The organism is Spirosoma endbachense, from assembly GCF_010233585.1.
Classification (GTDB): domain Bacteria; phylum Bacteroidota; class Bacteroidia; order Cytophagales; family Spirosomataceae; genus Spirosoma; species Spirosoma endbachense.
Map to the genome: position 1 here is coordinate 9,717,628 of NZ_CP045997.1, position 20,313 is coordinate 9,737,940.

13 protein-coding genes and 1 riboswitch are annotated in these 20,313 nt (G+C 47.9%); of the genes, 10 read left to right on the forward strand and 3 right to left on the reverse strand.

Features of this window, described 5'->3' with window-relative positions; all coding sequences use genetic code 11:
* Positions 1 to 19: 19 nt before the first annotated feature.
* Together GJR95_RS39130 and GJR95_RS39135 are read left to right on the forward strand one after the other, a co-directional pair.
* The gene (locus GJR95_RS39130) at positions 20 to 2,719 is read left to right on the forward strand and encodes an FtsX-like permease family protein (protein WP_162391037.1); all 2,700 of its coding nucleotides are present in this window, start codon (positions 20 to 22) and stop codon (positions 2,717 to 2,719) included.
* Positions 2,720 to 2,778: 59 nt separating this feature from the next.
* Positions 2,779 to 5,490: an ABC transporter permease gene (locus tag GJR95_RS39135; RefSeq protein ID WP_232541010.1), complete on the forward strand. Its 2,712-nt coding sequence runs from the start codon at positions 2,779 to 2,781 to the stop codon at positions 5,488 to 5,490.
* A gap of 80 nt (positions 5,491 to 5,570) precedes the next feature.
* Here GJR95_RS39135 and GJR95_RS39140 read toward each other — a convergent pair whose 3' ends face one another.
* Positions 5,571 to 7,859: a GH92 family glycosyl hydrolase gene (locus GJR95_RS39140; protein WP_162391038.1), complete on the reverse strand. Its 2,289-nt coding sequence runs from the start codon at positions 7,857 to 7,859 to the stop codon at positions 5,571 to 5,573.
* A gap of 181 nt (positions 7,860 to 8,040) precedes the next feature.
* Between GJR95_RS39140 and GJR95_RS39145 the strand changes: the two genes are divergently transcribed.
* The 8 genes from GJR95_RS39145 to GJR95_RS39180 all read left to right on the forward strand — a co-directional run bounded on the left by GJR95_RS39145 (position 8,041) and on the right by GJR95_RS39180 (position 17,479).
* A complete protein-coding gene (locus GJR95_RS39145) occupies positions 8,041 to 9,384 on the forward strand; it encodes a M16 family metallopeptidase (protein WP_162391039.1) in 1,344 nt (447 codons plus the stop codon).
* Positions 9,385 to 9,468: 84 nt separating this feature from the next.
* The gene (locus GJR95_RS39150) at positions 9,469 to 10,845 is read left to right on the forward strand and encodes a M16 family metallopeptidase (protein WP_162391040.1); all 1,377 of its coding nucleotides are present in this window, start codon (positions 9,469 to 9,471) and stop codon (positions 10,843 to 10,845) included.
* A gap of 120 nt (positions 10,846 to 10,965) precedes the next feature.
* Positions 10,966 to 11,155, forward strand: a riboswitch (cobalamin riboswitch).
* Positions 11,156 to 11,304: 149 nt separating this feature from the next.
* A complete protein-coding gene (locus GJR95_RS39155) occupies positions 11,305 to 13,305 on the forward strand; it encodes a TonB-dependent receptor plug domain-containing protein (protein WP_162391041.1) in 2,001 nt (666 codons plus the stop codon).
* A gap of 67 nt (positions 13,306 to 13,372) precedes the next feature.
* Positions 13,373 to 13,960 carry a DUF6580 family putative transport protein gene (locus GJR95_RS39160; protein ID WP_162391042.1) on the forward strand — a complete coding sequence of 196 codons (588 nt, stop codon included), beginning with the start codon at positions 13,373 to 13,375 and terminating at the stop codon, positions 13,958 to 13,960.
* A 163-nt stretch (positions 13,961 to 14,123) separates the two neighbouring features.
* On the forward strand, positions 14,124 to 15,092 hold the full coding sequence (locus tag GJR95_RS39165; RefSeq protein WP_162391043.1) for an ABC transporter substrate-binding protein: 969 nt from the start codon (positions 14,124 to 14,126) through the stop codon (positions 15,090 to 15,092).
* Positions 15,037 to 15,570 carry a bifunctional adenosylcobinamide kinase/adenosylcobinamide-phosphate guanylyltransferase gene (cobU, locus tag GJR95_RS39170; protein WP_317167033.1) on the forward strand — a complete coding sequence of 178 codons (534 nt, stop codon included), beginning with the start codon at positions 15,037 to 15,039 and terminating at the stop codon, positions 15,568 to 15,570. Before GJR95_RS39165 ends, cobU begins: the two co-directional genes overlap by 56 nt.
* On the forward strand, positions 15,567 to 16,268 hold the full coding sequence (locus GJR95_RS39175) for a Dph6-related ATP pyrophosphatase (protein WP_232541011.1): 702 nt from the start codon (positions 15,567 to 15,569) through the stop codon (positions 16,266 to 16,268). Before cobU ends, GJR95_RS39175 begins: the two co-directional genes overlap by 4 nt.
* Positions 16,269 to 16,372: 104 nt before the next feature.
* Complete coding sequence (locus GJR95_RS39180) at positions 16,373 to 17,479, forward strand: DUF5074 domain-containing protein (protein WP_162391045.1); 1,107 nt, start codon at positions 16,373 to 16,375, stop codon at positions 17,477 to 17,479.
* Positions 17,480 to 17,522: 43 nt separating this feature from the next.
* On the opposite strand, the gene GJR95_RS39185 is transcribed toward GJR95_RS39180, so the two are convergent.
* The gene (locus GJR95_RS39185) at positions 17,523 to 19,100 is read right to left on the reverse strand and encodes a M20/M25/M40 family metallo-hydrolase (protein WP_162391046.1); all 1,578 of its coding nucleotides are present in this window, start codon (positions 19,098 to 19,100) and stop codon (positions 17,523 to 17,525) included.
* Positions 19,101 to 19,323: 223 nt separating this feature from the next.
* Positions 19,324 to 19,791, reverse strand: a complete 468-nt coding sequence (locus GJR95_RS39190; RefSeq protein ID WP_162391047.1) for a protein-tyrosine phosphatase family protein — start codon at positions 19,789 to 19,791, stop codon at positions 19,324 to 19,326.
* Positions 19,792 to 20,313: the final 522 nt, after the last annotated feature.

The window sequence follows — 20,313 nt, forward strand, 5'->3', positions numbered from 1 at the left end:
CCATCAGTCATTCGCTCCTATGAACACCCCCCGAAACCGCGCCGACGGACCGGTCAGACCGCCCCGCTGGGCCAATCGGCTCCTGGAATGGTTCTGTGCTCCCCATTTGCTGGAGGAGCTGGAGGGCGATTTGCAGGAGCGCTTTGAGCGGAATTGCCGCCTGTTTGGAGTTCAGTCAGCCCGGCGACAATATGGGTGGGAGGTGATTGGTTTTTTCAGACCACGTGCCGGATTACCCTTTTTCCTGAAACGAAAACCGACCGTTCACCGTGTTGATACTTATTCTTCTTATTCCTTATTCAGCCCTGTTATGATACGCAACTATATGACAATCGCCTGGCGAAACCTCGCCCGAAACAAAGGTTATTCGTTCATCAACATCTTTGGTCTGGCAACCGGCATGGCCGTGGCTATGCTGAATGGGCTTTGGATATGGGATGAGCTATCGTTCAATACGTATCATCAGAATTACGACCATATCGCTCAGGTAAGATCGCGTGAATATGGAAAAAATGGCGTCGGGATTAATTCGTCGTTACAATACCCATTGATTACGGAGTTAAAAAGAAACTATAAAGCCAACTTTAAACACATTGTTGAAGCATCGTGGGATGTTGACAATGTTCTGTCGGCGGGCCAAAGGCAAGTGTCACGGAAGGGGCTATTCATGGAAGCCGCGGCACCCGAAATGCTAACGCTGAAGATGATTTATGGTACCCGATCAGGCTTACAGGACCCGCATTCGATCCTGCTTTCCGAATCGACTTCCAAAGCACTTTTTGGGGATACTGACCCCGTAAATCAGCTCATGAAAATCAATAATAAACTCGACGTAAAGGTCACGGGTGTGTATGAAGATTTGCCGTTGAATACGCAATTCAATCAGGTCAAATTTCTGGCGCCGTTCGATTTGTGGGTATCCGACAATCCCTGGATAAAAGAACGGGCCATGACGGATTGGCAAAATCATTTCCTTAAAATCTACGCTGAAATCAATCCAGACACTGATTTTGAGAAAGTCTCTGCCGACATCAAAGATGCTGAGCTGAAAAACCTTACCAATTTTGCGGAAGAGGCCAAACGAGCCCCGGAAGTCTTTCTGCTTCCCATGCGCGACTGGCATTTGCATAATTACAAACGAGGAGCCCTCGACAACGGGCCGATGCAAATGGTCTGGTTAATCAGTATAATCGGCGCCTTTGTGTTGCTGCTGGCCTGCATTAACTTCATGAATCTGAGTACGGCCCGCTCCGAAAAACGCGCCAAAGAAGTCGGTATTCGCAAAGCGGTCGGTTCGGTACGGATGCAGTTGGTGAATCAGTTTTTTAGCGAGTCATTTTTAGTGGTCATTCTGGCCTTCGTACTAGCCATTTTGCTGACTACGATTTCTCTGCCCTGGTTCAACGATCTGGCTGCCAAGCAAATGACCATTCCCTGGACCAACCAATGGTTCTGGATAGCTGGTTTACTCTTTATCAGCTTCACAGGAATTCTGGCAGGAAGCTATCCGGCCCTGTATCTGTCTTCTTTCCAGCCGATCAACGTACTCAAAGGAACTGTGATCATCGGTCGTTTTGCCTCTATGCCCCGCAAAGTGTTGGTGGTTTTACAGTTCACGGTTTCTGTTACGCTGATTATCGGCACCATCATTGTTTTTCGCCAGATTCAGTTTGCTAAAAATCGGCCGGTCGGTTATTCGCGGGATGGCCTGTTGATGGTAGAAATGAAATCAGGCGATTTTTACGGCAAACATGAACTACTCAGAAGTGAGTTAAGACGGACGGGTGTTGTAGCCGAAATGTCTGAATCGATGGGCAGAGTCACCGAAGTTTGGTCGGGAAACGACGGGTTTACATGGAAAGGGAAAAACCCCTCCTTTAAAGACAGCTTTGGCACGTTGGTCGTAACACCGGAATATGGAAAAACCGTAGGTTGGCAATTTGTCAAGGGGCGCGATTTTTCGAGAGAATTCATGTCGGATTCATCAGGAATGGTCATCAATGAAGCAGCCGCCAAATACATGGAATTGGAAAATCCAGTTGGTGAAGCAGTTAGCTGGAAATTTCAGGAGCGGGAACTGATGCATTATCGCATTTTAGGGGTTGTCAAAGATATGGTGATGGAGTCACCTTATGAGCCCATATCGCCTACCATTTTTATGATTAGAGCACACGGAGGAACGAACTGGATACACATCAAAATCGATCCCAATGCAAGTGCAAACGAAGCTTTACCTAAAATTGAAGCGGTATTTAAAAAGCTAATTCCGACGGCCCCCTTCGAGTACAAATTTGCGGATCAGGAATACGCGCTGAAATTTGCCGCCGAGGACCGAATCGGCAAACTGGCCTCCTTGTTTGCCGTACTGGCCATTTTCATTAGCTGTTTAGGTCTTTTCGGCCTGTCATCGTTCATTGCCGAACAACGCACCAAAGAAATCGGCATTCGGAAAGTATTGGGTGCATCTGTTTTTAATTTATGGCGGCTTCTGTCAAAAGATTTTGTCGTCCTGGTATTCATTTCGCTTTTTATCGCAATACCGATTGCTTACTATTTCATGGGTAACTGGATTCAGAAATATACGTATCGGGCTGAGATTTCCTGGTGGATTTTTGCCGTATCCGGTTTGGTAGCTATTGCGATAACCCTACTGACGGTAAGCTTTCAAAGCATCAAAGCGGCCCTGATGAATCCGGTTACCTCCCTGCGGTCAGACTAAAAAACAGCGCACTTAGCATTGCCAATCAATCCATTGCTTTCCATCAGTCATTCGCTCCTATGAACACTCCCCGAAACCGCGCCGACGGACCGGTCAGACCGCCCCGCTGGGCCAATCGGCTCCTGGAATGGTTCAGTGCTCCCCATTTGCTGGAGGAGCTGGAGGGCGATTTGCAGGAGCGCTTTGAGCGGAATTGCCGCCTGTTTGGGCTTACCTCGGCCCGGCGGCAATATGGCAGGGAAGTGTTGGGATTTCTAAAACCCCGCTCTGGACTACCCTTCGCCATAAAGCGTAAACCAACTGAATATCCGTCACCTTTTTTCGCAAGTCCTGTCATGCTACGCAATTTCTTTAAAATCGCATTCCGCAATCTGACGAAGCACAAAGTCAGTACGCTAATCAACCTATTTGGTCTCACACTGGGCATAACGGCCTGTTTGGTCATTTACCTGATCACCAACTATGAACTAAGCTATGATTCATTCCATCCCGACCAGGAGCGAATTTACAGGCTGGTCGGTGATGTAAAATATAACGCAACTGACGAAAAACACTCCGTTGGTTTCATTCCGAATGCCGTTCCGGCTGCTGTCCGAAAAGAGATTGCGGGGCTGGAAACGGTTGCGGCTTTTCACAACATTGAAACAGATGTTCTTGTGCCCGATGGGAACGAAAAGCCAAAGCATTTCGAAAGCAGAAGACAAACCGGCGGAACCGCTGATATTGTGGTTGTTGACCCCCAGTATTTCGACATTTTCAGCTATGAGTGGCTGGCTGGCAATCCCAAAACAGCCCTGAACGAACCCCTAAAGGTGGTGTTATCGGAACAAAAGGCGCGTAACTATTTTGGTGATTTACCACTTGCTCAAATCATGGGCAAGGATGTGATTTATCGGGATTCGGTACGGGTCAGTGTAGCGGGTATCGTGAAGGATTGGAAACAGCCAACCGACTTTACATTCACCGATTTTATTTCGATGGCAACGATACGGGCCAGCAAGTTAAAGGGTGAGATCAATCTCGATGAATGGAATGACAACTGGTCGGCGTCGCAGGCTTTCGTCAAACTTCCTCAAGGCACAACGCCCGCTCAACTAACACCCCTATTCCACCAATTTTCGAAACAGCATTTTGCAAAGGAAATGAAATTCTGGCCGGCTTTACAACCGCTATCCGACCTGCATTTCAATGAAAATTACCAGGATAATTATTCCCGAAAAGCACACTTGCCGACCTTGTATGGACTGATGGCCGTGGCTGCGTTTATTCTGCTGATTGCAGCCATTAACTTTATCAATCTATCGACGGCTCAATCCATCCAGCGCGCTAAAGAAATTGGCATTCGGAAAGTGATGGGCGGTAGCCGAACGAGCCTGATTTTTCAGTTTCTCAGCGAAACAGCCCTGTTAACCTGTATGGCGGTCCTCATTGCATTGCTGATCGTCGGGCCTATTCTTTCGGTTATGCAGTCGCTGACGCCCACTGGCTTAACGTTCAACCTCATCAGTCTCCAGACCTTGCTTTTCCTGACGGGGCTTATTGTCATTACGTCGTTGCTGGCCGGATTTTATCCGTCTTGGATGCTGTCTTCGTACCTGCCTGCGCTAACGCTAAAAGGGCAAAGCGCGCTCAAGGGGGGTCAGAAAGGGTATCTGCGCAAAGGCCTGATTGTGTTTCAGTTCACGATTTCGCTGGCATTTATTATCGGAACGTTGATCGTTGGTCGTCAGCTTAGTTTTATGCGCAATAAAGACCTCGGTTTTTCAACAGATGCCATTATTGACGTACATACACTCCACGACGATAAAAGTCGGGTACTGGCCCAAAAGATCAAACAACTGGCCGATGTTGACCGGGTAACGATGCAATGGTTTCCGCCAATGGGTCAGAGCTTTATGGTAACCAAACTCAAATACCGGGGCAAGAAAGAAGTGGAGATGGATGTGTCGGCTAAGGTTGGCGACGAGAATTTTATTCCGTTGTATCAACTCCACTTGCTGGCCGGGCGAAACTATCATAAAAGCGATTCACTACGCGAAATGGTCATCAATGCCTCCTATGCTAAAGCGCTGGGTTTCAAAAAACCAGCCGATGCCGTCAATCAACTCATTGATTTTCAAGGAAGACAATATCCAATCGTTGGTGTCGTGGCCGATTTTCATGAGCAATCGTTTCACGAGAAAATCGGGGCTGTATTTATTAGTTATATGCCCCGGCAGGCGCAGAATATTGGGGTCAAACTGGCTACAAAAGGCCGCCAGATCGATAATTTAAAAACGACGCTGGCGAGTATTGAGAAACAGTGGAATGAGGTATATCCCGACAATAAGTTTGATTACTCATTTCTGGATGATTCCATCGCCAAACTTTATGAGAAAGAGCAGAAAACGGCCCAGCTTGTCAATCTGGCAACAGCGATTGCAATCCTGATTTCGTGTATGGGTTTATTCGGACTGGCCACCTTCACGGCCGAACAACGGACCAAAGAAATTGGGGTTCGGAAGGTACTGGGCGCATCCGTTTCGAGCATTGTTGCGCTATTGTCCCAGGACTTCCTGAAATTAGTGCTGATTTCGTTGATTATTGCCTCTCCGATTGCGTGGTGGGCGATGAACAAATGGTTGCAGGATTTCGCCTACAAGGTCGATATTGAGTGGTGGGTATTTGTACTGGCCGGGTTGGTAGCCGTGGCTATTACGCTGGTAACGATCAGCTTCCAAAGTCTCAAAGCGGCCCTGATGAATCCCGCGAAAAGCTTACGGGCGGAGTAGGCTTTCGCCAATCAGGAAAGAGCAACTAGAAAGCTGGAACATCCCTTTCTAGTTACTCTTTCCTGATTGGAGGATTTAGTTTATTTCTTCACCGGTTTAGCAGTCATATAGAAGGTTAACGTACCGCCTTTCATAATGTCAGTATGGGTGATCGTTGGCTGGGTGAGCAGTTTGCCATTTAGCAACACCTTCTGCACATACACATTCTTATCGCCCTGATTGATGGCTTCGATGGTAAATGTCTTGCCATTTTCCAGATTCAGACGGGCGCTCTTAACCGAAGGACTACCCAACGAGTAGTCTTCTGAACCGGGTGCCACCGGATAAAAACCCATGCTTGAAAACATATACCAGGCACTCATCTGGCCACAATCGTCATTGCCACCCAGGCCATCGGGCGTCGATTTATACTGCATGTTGAGAATCATGCGTACCCGTTCCTGCGTTTTCCAGGGCTGACCGGCCCAGTTGTACAGGTAGGCAATATGGTGGGCTGGTTCATTCCCATGAATGTAGCCACCAATTATGCCTTCACGGGTAATGTCTTCGGTTTCGGCGAAAAACTCGTCTGGTAAGTGCATCGAAAAAAGTGTATCGAGCCGGGCAGAAAACTTTTTAGGGCCGCCCATGTACTGGATCAGCGAGGTAGGATTTTGCGGCACGAAAAAGCTGAAATTCCAGGAGTTCCCTTCAATAAATCCCTGACCGTCTGTTTTATAGACGTCAAATTCTTTCTTAAACGAACCATCGGCCAACCGGGGGCGCATGAAGCCAATCGACTTATCGAAAACATTTTGCCAGCTTTCGGAACGTTTCAGGTAGGTTTCGTATACGTCCTGCCGGTTTAGTTTCTTTGCCAACTGCGCAATACACCAGTCATCATAGGCATACTCGAGCGTATTCGATACGGAAGTGCCGCTGGAAGCCGATGGTACGTAGCCCCGATCAATGTACTCGCCAATTCCTTCATAACTGCGATGGTTCGAAGTCGCAATACAGGCGTCCAGTGCTTTTTGTGCATCGCCACTGTAAGCCCCTTTGACCACTGCATCGGCCAGCACCGACACACTATGATAACCGCTCATGCACCAGTTATCGTTGGCATAGTGCGACCAGATGGGCAACATTTTCAGCGTACTCTGGTCGTAATGGTTCAACATGGATTGTACCATGTCGTTGTTGCGGGACGGCTGAATAAGGTTGAAAAAAGGATGCAGCGCCCGGTAGGTATCCCACAATGAAAACGTGGTGTAATTCGTAAATCCGGTTGCCTGATGAACGCCCTGATCAAGCCCTTTGTACTGGCCATTCACGTCCATGTAGGTTGTCGGATTAATGAACGAGTGATAGAGTGACGTATAGAAATTCACTTTATCGGTTTCCGACGCATCGATCTGGATTTTGTTTAATTCCCGATTCCAGTCGGCCTGCGCTGTTGTTTTTGCCTGCTCAAAGTTCCAGTGTGGGATTTCGGCCCGCATGTTGGCCAGCGCGTTTTCCTGACTTACCGGCGACAGGGCCATTTTTAATTTTACTTTCTCGCCCTCTTCCGTGTCGAAATCAAAATACATCCGTATCCGTTTGCCTGCTATTTCGGGAAAATTCCGGGTCTGATCGAATTTCCGCCAGAACCCTTTGTACACCTGCGCTTTATCCAGATTTTTCTGGCCGTATGATTTAAATGGTTTTGAGAACGACAGAGCAAAATAGACGGTTCGGGTACGTGCCCAGCCGTTGGTTTGCCGGTAACCCGTTATCAATGTATCGTTTACGACCCGCACGTACGTCCAGACAACTTTATCTTCATAATTGTAAATGCCGTGGGTAAGATCCAGGATGATATGCGACTGGTTGGATTTGGGAAACGTGTACTGATGAAAGCCAACCCGACTGGACGCGGTTAATTCGGCCACAATCGCATGGTCATCCAGTTTGACTTTATAATAGCCCGCTTCTGCCACTTCATTGGTGTGCGAAAACGCAGACCGATAACCACTCTTCGGATCTGAAGCCACGCCCGGATTGAGCTGCAAAGCTCCCTGTGTCGGCATGATCAGAAAATCGCCCAGATCGGAGTGCCCTGTGCCACTAAAATGTGTATGGCTAAACCCAACAATCGTTTTGTCTTCGTATTTGTAGCCCGCACAGTATTTATAAACAGCCCCGTTATACTTTCCGTTGAATTCGTAAGACAGCGTATCCGAATCTGGGCTTAACTGAACCGCTCCGAATGGTACAGTAGCGCCCGGAAACGTATGTCCCATCTTTTCGGTGCCAATTAACGGATGGACGTAAGGAACCAGATTTTGCTGCGCAAAAGAGAGTGATAAGAGGAGTTGAAAGAGGATCGTAAGGCTAACTTTTGTCATTTTTTGAGGATATGCACAGTTGCGATAAACAGGGGCTAAAAGGTACGAAAAGTTAGATAAACGCATACTAAATCACCCAAACTACGCCAATTACTACCACTTAATGGTTCCATTTTGTAACCGCTTTTGTATTACGCCCCACCGGTGTTATTTTTAGCATTTACCAATTAAAACCATTCTCATGAACAAACGAATCGGGCTACTCGCTGGGTTGACACTCCTGGTGGGTGTTGCGCTGGCGCAGAACAAGCCCAAGCCAGAAGACGTGCAGACGTTTACGCTCAAAAACGGCATGAAATTCATGGTGCTCGAAGACCATTCTATCCCTAATGCCAACTTCTACACCTTCTGGAAAGTAGGCTCCCGAAATGAGGTTCACGGCATTACGGGCCTATCGCATTTTTTTGAGCACATGATGTTCAATGGGGCTAAAAAATACGGTCCCAAACAGTTCGACCGGGTTATGGAAGCCAATGGCGGCTCGAACAATGCGTATACTACCGAAAATACAACGGTTTACACCGACTGGTTTCAGAGCGGTGCACTCGAAACAATTTTCGATCTCGAATCAGACCGTATCCGCGATCTGGCCATTGATCCTAAGATGGTACAGAGCGAACGGGGTGTTGTTTTATCAGAACGAAGTACCGGCCTGGAAAACAGTAACTACCGAGTCATTAGTGAACTGGTTCAGTCGGTAGCTTTTGCCGAGCACCCTTATATGTTTCCGGTCATTGGCTTTGAGTCCGACATCAAAAAGTGGACGCAGGCCGATCTGGAGAAGTATTTCAAAATGTATTATTCCCCCAACAACGCAGTGGCTGTTGTGGTCGGTGATGTAACGGCAGCTCAGGTAAAAAAGCTGGCAGAACAATACATCGAACCCATTCCAGCTCAGAAACTGCCCGACAGCCTGCGCACCGTTGAACCCCCACAAAATGGCGAACGGCGTGCCACGACCTACAAAGACGTAGCTACACCCAATATTCTGTTGGCTTACCACACGCCCGAAAGTCGCCACCCCGACTATTATGCAATTGACCTGCTAAGCGGTGTCCTGAGTTCAGGAAACTCATCCCGGCTGGTCAAATCACTCGTTCTGGATTCGACGATTGCGTCGCGGGCGTTTTCAAACTTCGGTGAGTCATTCGATCCGAATCTCTTTTCAGTCTACGCCATTGCCGCCAGTAACATCTCAGCGGAACAACTGGAGCGGTCAGTACTGAACCAAATCGACAAGGTTATTAAGGATGGCATAACGGATGTTGAACTACAGAAACTGAAAAATCAGAAGCTGATGGAGTTTTACCGAACGATGGAAAGCATCAATGGCAAGGCCAACTCCCTCGGCACCTACGAGCTGTTTTTTGGCGATTATAAAAAGCTGTACGAAGCCCCGGCCCTTTACGAAAAAGTGACCAAAGAAGATGTGCAGCGCGTAGCCAAAACGTATCTGACCGCCCGGAATCGTACGGTAGGCTATCTATTGCCAGAACCAAAAGCTAATCCGGCGAAAAACAATTGATTTTTATAAACACAGAGCAACAACGAGTTCAACCGAAAGATTGTGCTCAAGATGCTGTACTGTGTTACCCTAAAGACTTTACGAATGAGACCAATAGCCTTTATTTTTATAGCCCTGCTGACGGCGGGCACGTCGCTGGCGCAGACGTTTAAAGTGCCGCCCTACCAGAAATTCAAGCTCAAAAACGGCCTGACCATCTATCTGATGGAGCAACATGAGGTGCCACTCATCAACGTTTCGGCGGTGTTCGATGCCGGGGCGATTCAGGATGGAAATCGATATGGCCTGTCCAATATGACCGCCGATGCACTGTTGTTTGGCAGTTCAAAATATACCAAAGCGCAACTCGAAGAAAAAACCGAATACGTTGGAGCCAGTATCGATACGTATGGCAGTAAGGAAGTGGCCAAACTGACGGCTTCGTTTGCCGTAAAAGATCAGGATTTACTATTCGACATCATTCAGGATGTTATTACGAAACCAACGTTTGATCAGGGCGAATTTGACAAATACAAACAACGCCAACTCCTCCAGTTAACCCAGCAGAAAGAGAGTCCACGAGGGGTGATCAACTCGTATTTCAATCGGTTTGTATATGAGGGTCATCCGTATGCAAATCCCATTACGGGAACGCCAACGGCCGTGTCGGCCATTACGGCCATCGATGCCAAACAGTTTTATCAGAAGAATTATACTGCCGATCGGGCCGCCATTGCTATAGTAGGCGATTTCAACACGGTGGCGATGAAAAAACTGATAACCGACCTGTTTGGCAACTGGAAAACAGCGGCTGCTTCATCGCTCAAACTAACCGAACCGACGGTTGCGTTCGATAAGAACCGGGTGTTGCTGGTCAATAAAGACGACGCCCGCGAAACAACGTTTCTGATTGGCGGGAAAGGCATTACGCAAAATAACCCCGACTTCATTCCGGTTACAGTTGTCAACACAATTCTGGGCGGTCGATTTACCTCCTGGCTAAACGACGCACTGCGCGTTAATTCTGGCCTTACCTACGGAGCTGGAAGCCGGTTCGGTACCTTCCGCAACAGTGGCACGTTTGCCATTTCGACGTTTACAAAGGTCAGCACTACCACCGAGGCAATAGACATGGCCCTCCAGGTTCTGGACAGTTTGCATCGAACGGGTATTGACGAAAAAACACTCCTTTCGGCGAAAAACTACGTAAAAGCCGACTTTCCACCCCGCTACGAATCGGCCAGTGAACTAGCGAATCTGCTGACGGATATGTTCAGTCTTGGTTTCGATGAGTCGTTTATCAACAACTTCCAGAAGAACGTCGACGGGCTGACCGTAGCCAAAACCCGGCAAATCATTGACCAGTATTTTCCTAAAACAAACCTTCAATTCGTACTCATTGGTAAAGCCGACACGATTCGGGAAAAGGTAAAAAAATACGGAACCATCACGGAGAAGGAAATAAAAGCCGACGGATTTTAAGAAAGTAGGCAGTGAGCAGTTGGCAGTCTACGGTAGGCAGATATTCAGAGCGCGGTAACTGTAGACTGCTCACTGCCTACTGAAGACTTCCTACTGCCTACTTTCCATTCAATTTCTCTATCTTTGCCCCGCGTTTAAGGTTTACCCAATCAGAAAGGGTGATTAAAAGGGAACACCGGTGTAAATCCGGGGCTATTCCCGTAGCTGTAAGTTCTAGTGACCAGCCAGCAAGATAAAAGCCACTGTCTCTCGACGGGAAGGCCTTGTTGGTAGAACGAGCCAGAAGACCTGCCTCAAACGAATTCATGATTCGAGCTTTCGGGTAAAAAGCCGGGGATGAAAGACATGTTTCGGTTGGGTGGTCTGATCACCTGTACGGTCACAAACGGGCCAAAAGTGCTGTTTGTCTTTTATTTCAGTTTCCGACAGCTCATTACTTAATCTCAGTTTAGCTGATTAATGATGAGCAAAATCATTACTTTATTATCGGCCTGTCTGGCCGTATCCTGTCTGCCTGCATTGGGTCAGGAAACACCTCCATCGTCTACAGCGCGGTCGCTTCAGTTGGATGCCGTAACGGTTACGGCCAACAAGATCGAGCAAAAACTCTCGCAAACCGGTAAAGTCGTTACGGTATTGTCAGATTCGGTGCTACAACGTTACGCCACGCAATCGGTTAGTGAACTGCTCTCCCGGCAGGCCGGTCTCCAAATTGTGGGTTCTAATGGTCCATTAGGCACCAATCCTGACATTTATCTGCGGGGCGCTTCGGCCGGGAATACGCTGATTCTGTTGGATGGCCTGCCCGTTTATGACCCGTCCGGAACAGCCAACACATTTGACCTGAATCTGCTTACGGTTGGAGAATGCGACCGGATCGAAATTCTACGGGGAGCGCAGTCAACCAGTTATGGGTCCGATGCGGTGGCTGGTGTAATCAATATTTTCACGAAACGGGCAGGTAGCAATGCCGTTGGCAACAAACCGGTTGGCGTAACGGCTTCGGTCAATTACGGGACGTATAATACCTTCCGGGGAACGGTTGGCGTGAGCGGTCAGACAAGCCGACTTTCCTATAACGTCCAATACACGCGGCTGTCTTCAGACGGGTTTTCGGCGGCTACCGACCGTACTGGTAATCAGAATTTTGACAACGACGGCTATAAACAGAATGCGCTACTGGCCAATCTGACCCTACAATTGACATCGCGCCTGAGCTGGAAATTACAGGGCATGACAACGGGCTATACGGCCGACATTGACAATGGTGCTTTCGCCGACGAAAAAGATTATACCTATAAGAACCAGTTTAAGCGATTGGCTACTGGTCTGGAATATAAACACAAACATGGCCGATTGATGATCAATTATGGCCTTAGCGACAGTCGCCGAACGTATAAAAACGATTCAACAAAAGTTGAGCCGGGCGCTTCTGAACGCTATTCATCCCAGGAGTATGGTGGTATTGCCCATTTTGCCGAGATCTATCATAACCTCAAACTGAGTTCCTGGGGCGAATTGCTGACCGGGGCCGATTATCGCTTCAGCAATACGGATCAAAGCTACTTGTCGGTCAGCTCGTTTGGGCCGTATCAGTCGCCCCCTATCGGAGCCGACACCGCCCGGATCGGGCAGGTAGGCGTCTATGCTACGGGAATTCTGACACCTTACCAGGGTTTATCCGTTGAATTAGGGGGTCGATATAACCGCAATTCGCTGTATGGCAACGTATTTACCTATTCCTTCAATCCGTCGTACCTGATTTCTGACCGGATTAAAGTATTTGTCAACCTGTCATCCGGTTTCCGGGCTCCAACGTTATATCAGTTGTTTTCGCCCTATGGCAACAAAGCGCTTCGTCCCGAACATAGCTGGTCAACGGAAGTGGGCGTTCAGCTATTTACCCGTAGCCGAAACGCCTGGGTACGTGCTGCCTATTTCGACCGGCAGATTAAGGACGTCCTGTTCTTTGAATCGCTGAATTCAGCTCCGTACGGTCGATACATTAACTTCGACCGCCAGCATGATCATGGTTTGGAAGTAGAAGCGCAAACCGAACTGAATAAACTGACGCTAACAGGGAACGTTATGCTGCTCACAGGCGAGGTGAAGACGAAGGTGGCGGGTCGCGATACAACGTACAATAACCTGTTCCGGCGCCCGAAAACGCAGGTAAATCTAACCGTAGGCTACCGTTTTATTCCGAAACTGTTCGTTTCGGCAACAATTCGGTCGATAGGAGAACGTACCGATCGTTTCTACAACAGCGAAACATTCAATACCGACAATATAACGCTTGCCGCTTATACAACGGTCGATCTCTATGCGGAAGGGAAACTTACCCCACTGTTGCGCTTGTATGCCGACGTTCGTAATGTATTTGACCAAACGTATTACGATATTTACGGCTACAATACCCGCCGTCGAAACGCCAGCGTTGGCGTCCGCTTTACCTGGTAAGTGGTTAAACTAAAGCGTACAGGGAGCTTCAGGCTCTTTGTTTTACAAGAAAATATTTGAAGTGCATATGAAGCAACAACTTAATCCTCGTTTTACAGTATTACTGCTGTTCATTGTGCTGGCGGCCGTTCTTCGGATTGCCAACTCGGCGCAGTGCTTACCGCTGGCTAACTTTACGCCCATTGGCGCGATGGCGCTCTTTGGTGGATCGTATTTCAAAAATTACTGGAAAGCATTCGGTCTACCGTTGATAACGTTGTTTCTGAGCGATCTGGTCATCAATGTGGTACTCTACAACGGGCAGTTCGGTATAATGTATAATGGCTGGTACTGGATTTATGGCATTTTTGCCCTGATCGTTTGGTATGGCAAGGTATTGCTGCAAAAAGTGTCGGTTAAGAATGTGCTTATAGCCGCCCTGATCGGGTCCGTGTCGCACTGGCTCCTGGCCGACACCAGCGTTTGGCTGGCCGGTGGTCTGGATATGCGCACCAACCTGCCCCTATCGCGCGACTTCGCCGGTTGGTTGCAATGCATTGCACAAGGTTTTCCGTACATGCGTAATTTTCTGGCCGGTACTTTAGCCTATAGTGCCCTATTCTTCGGCGCATTCGAATGGCTACAAACACGCTACCCCAAACTGGCAATAGCCTGATGATTTAGGAATAGCCTGCATCCTGTTGTTTTGAGTGAACTTATAGTTGACCTAACCGCAGGATGCAGGTTGCTATTGCCTTGTTCATCGCTAGGTTTGCAAGACAGCCCGAGCTTCACTCAATCACTCATTCATTCTTTCACTCATTCGCTCTTTCATCTTTATGAAAGCTTGTTCTTTTCTGCCCGCAGCTACGCAGATGGTCTATGACATGGGCCTACAGGATTTGCTGTATGGGGTTACGTTTGAATGCCCGGAGCCCTCTCGCGCCGAAAACGAAATTTTAGTACGATGCGTACTGGAAGGTCACGATTACAGTAGTGAAGAGATCGACCGGATTTTTTCAGCCTCAAAAGCTGAGGGAAGAAGCCTCTATTACGTTGAAGAAGAGAAACTGCATCAGATCGCTCCCGATGTAATTTTCACGCAGGACGTCTGCGAGGTGTGCCAGATCGATACGAAATGCACGCAGGCGGTACTTGACCGCTTGCCCAACATGCCCAACGTTGTCGCTTTGACTCCTCAAAGTCTCACCGATGTATTCGATACCGCGATAACAATTGCATCGGCGCTAGGCCACGAAGAAGCGGCTTACACCTATCTGCAAGGGCTGCGCACCCGAATTGACGCTGTCATTGACCGACTGCGGGCAAAGCGGGTGTTGCCCAAACGGGTGATGGTTATGGAATGGATGGCGCCAATCTACAACTGTGGCCACTGGATTCCGCATCAGATTGCGTATGCGGGTGGCATCGATATGCTGGGTAATCCATCGGGTGATAGCATCGTTACATCCTGGGAAAAAGTACGCCGGTATGATCCGGAAGTACTGGTAATTGCTCCGTGTGGCTTCACCACAGAACGCACCCTACAGGAGTTACCCTTACTTGAGAAACAACCCGGCTGGCATAGCTTACGAGCCGTAGCCAATCAAGCGGTTTACATTGCCGACTATGATTTATTCACCCAGCCTTCAGCGGCAACGCTAGTGGATGGTATCGAACTGCTGGCAGCTTGCTTCCACCCTGATATATTCGCTATTCCGGCTGCTTTAGAATCAAAAGTTTATGACTTATATGCCTCCAAGACAGGCGTACCTGCATCTGGTTACGGGCGGAGCACGGAGCGGTAAAAGCCGATATGCACAGCAACTGGCCCGCGAATGGAGTCCGACACCGGTTTACGTAGCAACGGCCAGGATATGGGACGATGAGTTTGCGGAGCGGGTATCGCATCATAAGCAGGATCGTGGCCCGGAATGGACCGTCTTTGAAGAGCTTCGCCAGGTCAGTCAGCTTCCTATCTCTGGTCAGACGGTCGTTATTGACTGTGTGACGCTCTGGCTGACTAACTTTTTTGGCGATACAAAAAGCGATGTTACCGAGTCATTGAGGCTCTTTCAAAAAGAGGTTGACGAACTGGTGAAGCTACCAGGTCGGTTTATTATCGTCACCAATGAGCTAGGCATGGGCGTACACGCCGAAACGGCTATAGGTCGAGCATTCACCGACCTACAGGGGTGGGCGAATCAGTACGTAGCCAGCCAGGCTGATGCCGTTACGCTCATGGTTAGCGGGTTGCCTCTACCTGTCAAAACACCTGTTTTATGACCAAAGCAATCATGAACTGGTCGGGCGGGAAAGATTCGGCCTTCGCCTTGTGGCAACTACTTCAGGCAGGCGATTATCAGATCGAAACACTATTGACGACTTTGAATGCGGCTAACCGGCGCATTTCGATGCACGGTGTGCCTGAACATTTACTTGATGCCCAGGCAAAGCAGTTGGGTTTACCGCAGACTAAACTCTATCTGCCTGAAGAAAGCTCAATGGGCGATTACGAGCAACGAATGGCCAATACGCTGGAGCCGCTCGTTGCCGCTGGGGTCACTCATGCGATTTTCGGCGATATCTTTCTGGAGGACTTACGAAAGTGGCGTGAAACTCAATTGGCCAGTAAGAACCTGACCGGGGTTTTTCCACTCTGGCGTATTCCATCCCGTCAATTGCTCGATGAATTCTGGGCAGCAGGCTTTTCAACGATCGTTGTTAGTGTCAATAGCCAATACCTCGACGAGTCCTTTTGCGGACGCATCCTCGATCAGTCGTTTGTCGATGACCTGCCACAGAACGTCGATCCCTGCGGAGAAAATGGCGAATTCCATACCTTCGTCTATCAGGCTCCCTATTTTGCTGAGCCAATAAGCGTACAGGTTGTCGGTACGGTAACCAAAACGTATTCGTTTAAAACGGCCACTGGCGAGCAAGTGACATCGACCTATTATTTTGCTGATCTGCAACTGAATTGACGGAACTTCGGGTGGTTAGTTAAAAACAAAAAAGGCTTCAGATAGGGTTTATTCTCAATAAATCTGTTCTTTGTTGAATAAAAAGAGCCCAGTTGTACAGTTTCATGACAAGTAGTAATCGTTTACTCAGCGGTATTAGCATTGCCTTATTAACGCTTATTGCCGGAGCCTGCAAAGTTGAGGATGCCCCACCTTCGCCCTATGAAGAAGGCGCTTATATCGTCAATGCAGGCACTCCTGGTGCCAGCAACGGGTCAATTTCCTTCATAGCCCGCAATACCGCTACGCCAACAGTAGATATTTTTAACGCTGCCAATGGTAGAGCGCTGGGAGGCACCGTTCAGGATTACACAGAAATTGACGGTAAAGGCGTCATTCTGGTCGATAATAATGCGGGCGGACAAGATAAAGTTGAAATTGTTGAGTCAGGCACATTCAAATCGCTGGCAACCTTCCAGGCTCCTGATGTTGAAAATCCACGATTCGTTGTTTATGCTGGTCCCAATAAAGCCTATATCAGCTGCTGGGATGCAACCGGCAGTGGGGCAAACACGTATACTAAACCCGGCTATATTCTGGTCCTGAATCTGGGTTCCCGGACTGTTGTAAAGAAAATTCCGGTCACGAAAGGTGCGGAGCGTATGGTACTTGTCAACAAAGAGGTCTTTGTGGGGAGCGTTGGTGGGGAGCAGGTCCTGACCGTTATTAATACGGATACGGATGAAGTGGTTCAGCCGGGCATTGACGCGGGCGTAAATGCCAACCCGATTGCCTTTGATGCCAATAAGAAACTGTGGGCCTATGCATCATCAACCAATGAGATGGTTCGGATTAACCCGACGAGCAAAATAGTCGAGACCCGGCTTAAAGTGGGTAGAGGTCCTAAAACACCCAGTGCAATTACCTTAAACGCCGACAAAACGATTTTTTTCTTCGTCAATTCCTTCAATGATCCGGCCGACAACGGTAAGTTAAAGGGCGAAACCTATCGCTTTTCAATCAACGATGTGACTATTCAGGCCAATACGCCATTTATCCGCCGGCTATTTAGCGGCTTAAGTGTCGATCCATATGATGCCAGAGGTTTGCTTTATGCAGCCGTAACACCCTCAGCGAATCAGCCAGGATATGCAATACGCTACCAGCCAAGTGGCGCATTGGTCGATTCGATCAAGGCCGACATTGCCCCTACCCGATTCTTTTTTCGGTGAGCCATGCCTGTTAAGATTAATCTTTCGACAAAACTATCCTGAATTAATGAGCCCTTTGCTGAAGTGGTTCAGTAAGAATAGAAAGGCAGGTTTTTATACCGGTTCGCAGGTTGCCAAGCCTTAGGTTTTCGTTCGGGCTATGCTGATTGTTATCCATATTCACTAAGGGAACAATGACCGCAGGAACCTGAAGTGCCTGAATGAATGGCACAACAGGCACCGTTCCGCCCATAATCCGAATTATTACCGGCTCTTTCCCAAATCCATCAGATACAGCTTTACGTAGCCAAACGCCCATCGGTTCGTTGATATTTGTGCGAAAAGCGGGCGTACCGGCATTACCCTCAAAAAAAACGATCTGAGCATATTTTAGCCGTTCTTCGGGCGTTGGTGCATGATCCAGCACGGTGAAGCCCTGCTTTTCGATGTGCTTTTTAACCAGTTCGACCATCCGTTTACCGTCGGTTTCGGGCACCAGGCGAATATCGAAAGTCGCTACGGCTTCTTCGGGCACAATGGTTCCAGACCCTTTACCAACTACAGCCGCCTTCATTCCCTTAATGTTGAGCGATGGATATTGCAGAGACTCCTGATAGTTATTTCCTACCTTCTCTTCCTCAACGATCATCAGCGCCTTGTTGATAGCCTGTTTATTATCGGGCACAGCCGCCATGATTTTTTTGGTCTCGTCGTCAAACGTAATGCCGTCGTAGAATCCCGGAATCAAGGCCCGCCCCTGCTCATCTTTCATTGACGTTATCAGCCGGGCCAGCCGAAATGCCGGATTTGGGGCATAATTGCCAAAATGCCCGCTGTGCTGTGGCGTAACTGGCCCATAGGTAGTTATGGTGAAACCCGCATTACCCCGGCAACCGAACGTTAGGGTCGGTAAATTAGACGAATGCATGGGGCCATCCATCACAATCATAAAATCGGCCTGCAATTTGTTTTTATAGGAAGCCAACGCCCCTTTCAACCCGCCCGACCCTTTCTCTTCCTCGGTATCAATAATGATCTTGATGTTAAAAGGCGGGGTTTGCTTTTCGGTCTGGAGAATATCGAGGGCATTGAGCATCATTATAATTGGCCCTTTATCATCCGAGGTAGAACGGCCAAACAGGCGCCACTCGTCGTTAACCCCCGTTTTGGGCAAGTTGCCACTTAAGTCTTTGTATTCGCCAGTGGTGGTTTTTTCTTTAAGCACCGTCACAAAAGGGTCTTTCTGATTCCACTCGCTGGGTCGTACGGGCTGGCCATCCAGGTGGAAATAGAACAAAACCGTTTGAGTAGCTTTCGGAAACGTTTTCTCCGCTAAAACTAAAGGCAATTGATTGGTTTTAAGCACCGTTGTCTGAAAACCCCGCTTCGTCATCGCCTTTTCAGTCCAGGCTATATTTTTGAGAATGTTGGCTGGGTTAACGGCATCATTTGGTAGGGACACATAATCGCTGAGTTCATCAATGGCCAGCCACATCTGCTTATCGACAAGGGCATCCAGTTTTTGGGGACTCAATTTCTGGGCAACAAGGCCCGAGGGCAACTGGATGAGGCCAAGCCAGAAAGCGGCCGTGATTACATGAATAATGAATCGGGTTGCCGATTCTTTTTGTCTGGTAGCCATTCTAAAGAGGAGTCTTTCAGGAAGAATACAGCTAAGTAAGACAAAAAGGCGTTATACACAAATATTCTATCAACTATAATTCAATTTCCAGTATAAAATTTTAAATAATCCAACAAATCTCCTACTAATAAGCAGTACAGCTATTGACTACATGGTTGTGCAGAAAAGACTGGACCCTAGCCATATGCTGATTATTTACAGAAAACTGCGAGAAAGCGATACGTTAATTAAACAACGAAATCGGACGATCTGAAACAGGATCTGTTTTAGAGGCTGGTATCGTTTCAAGATAGGCAGCAAACATTTTATTATACAGAGCACCCTGTCTTCTGGCTTGAATCATACGAACAGCATCTTTTCCACTGAAGCCCAGATACGTCAGGATGAGGCCCGCCAATAGAGCCGAACGATTATGTCCCATACCACAGTGTGACAAAACCTGATGGCCATCGTGAATCAAACTGGCCCCAAATTGAGCCAGGGCATGCAATTTCTGGAGATCGGGTAACTCTCTATCTTCGAATGGGAAAAAGATATAAAGTGTTTTATTCATTTCCTCCGGAATATTCTGATCCAGCGTATAGTCCAGATTAAATACTACATCAATAGTAAGCTGCGATATTGGCTCCCAATTATCGATGGAAGGCGAAATAAATAAAGAACCTCTTTCATCAATCTGGTACAATTCCATATCATGTAGGTTTTACTAGTTTTTATAGGGTATCGACCCGTTAAAACCGGCTCTGGTGTCAATAACCAAAGCTAGTGATTAATCTCTTTAGCCTCCTTCTGTATTTACGTAGCGGCAAGGACTAGTTCGTATAAGGTTATAAACTACACTTTTTTGAAAATGTAGCGAGTCATTGAGCGGTAAAAGCGTAAGGTCTGTTCCAGAAGTAGCATCCCTTATTACTAGCTAGCCACAATAGTATTGACTTGTCTTCCAGTCCTGGCCATTCTCATCAATGTATTCCCGGCAACTATGATCCAAACATAGGGCATAGCTGGCTCAGGCACCTGGTAATTATCGTCTTAAAAGTGTATTCATCGAATCAAATTGTCCAAAAGCCACACTTGATCGTCTAATCGTAGCTTTTTATCCGCTTCAGTGTACCGGCTAAATCGCTTAACACTTATTGTTTCACTTTTAACGCCAGGCCTGATTCGTACTTTTTTTACGAGCCATTAGGGTAACTCGTCTAAATGGTATCTT

Coding starts and splice junctions, on each gene's coding strand:
- GJR95_RS39145 (WP_162391039.1), top strand. CDS start 8,041: ATGAACAAACGAATCGGGCTACTCGCTGGGTTGACACTCCTGGTGGGT.
- GJR95_RS39160 (WP_162391042.1), top strand. CDS start 13,373: ATGAAGCAACAACTTAATCCTCGTTTTACAGTATTACTGCTGTTCATT.
- GJR95_RS39155 (WP_162391041.1), top strand. CDS start 11,305: ATGATGAGCAAAATCATTACTTTATTATCGGCCTGTCTGGCCGTATCC.
- GJR95_RS39190 (WP_162391047.1), bottom strand. CDS start 19,791: ATGGAATTGTACCAGATTGATGAAAGAGGTTCTTTATTTATTTCGCCT.
- GJR95_RS39175 (WP_232541011.1), top strand. CDS start 15,567: ATGACCAAAGCAATCATGAACTGGTCGGGCGGGAAAGATTCGGCCTTC.
- GJR95_RS39140 (WP_162391038.1), bottom strand. CDS start 7,859: ATGACAAAAGTTAGCCTTACGATCCTCTTTCAACTCCTCTTATCACTC.
- GJR95_RS39165 (WP_162391043.1), top strand. CDS start 14,124: ATGAAAGCTTGTTCTTTTCTGCCCGCAGCTACGCAGATGGTCTATGAC.
- GJR95_RS39180 (WP_162391045.1), top strand. CDS start 16,373: ATGACAAGTAGTAATCGTTTACTCAGCGGTATTAGCATTGCCTTATTA.
- GJR95_RS39135 (WP_232541010.1), top strand. CDS start 2,779: ATGAACACTCCCCGAAACCGCGCCGACGGACCGGTCAGACCGCCCCGC.
- GJR95_RS39130 (WP_162391037.1), top strand. CDS start 20: ATGAACACCCCCCGAAACCGCGCCGACGGACCGGTCAGACCGCCCCGC.
- GJR95_RS39185 (WP_162391046.1), bottom strand. CDS start 19,100: ATGGCTACCAGACAAAAAGAATCGGCAACCCGATTCATTATTCATGTA.
- GJR95_RS39150 (WP_162391040.1), top strand. CDS start 9,469: ATGAGACCAATAGCCTTTATTTTTATAGCCCTGCTGACGGCGGGCACG.
- cobU (WP_317167033.1), top strand. CDS start 15,037: ATGCCTCCAAGACAGGCGTACCTGCATCTGGTTACGGGCGGAGCACGG.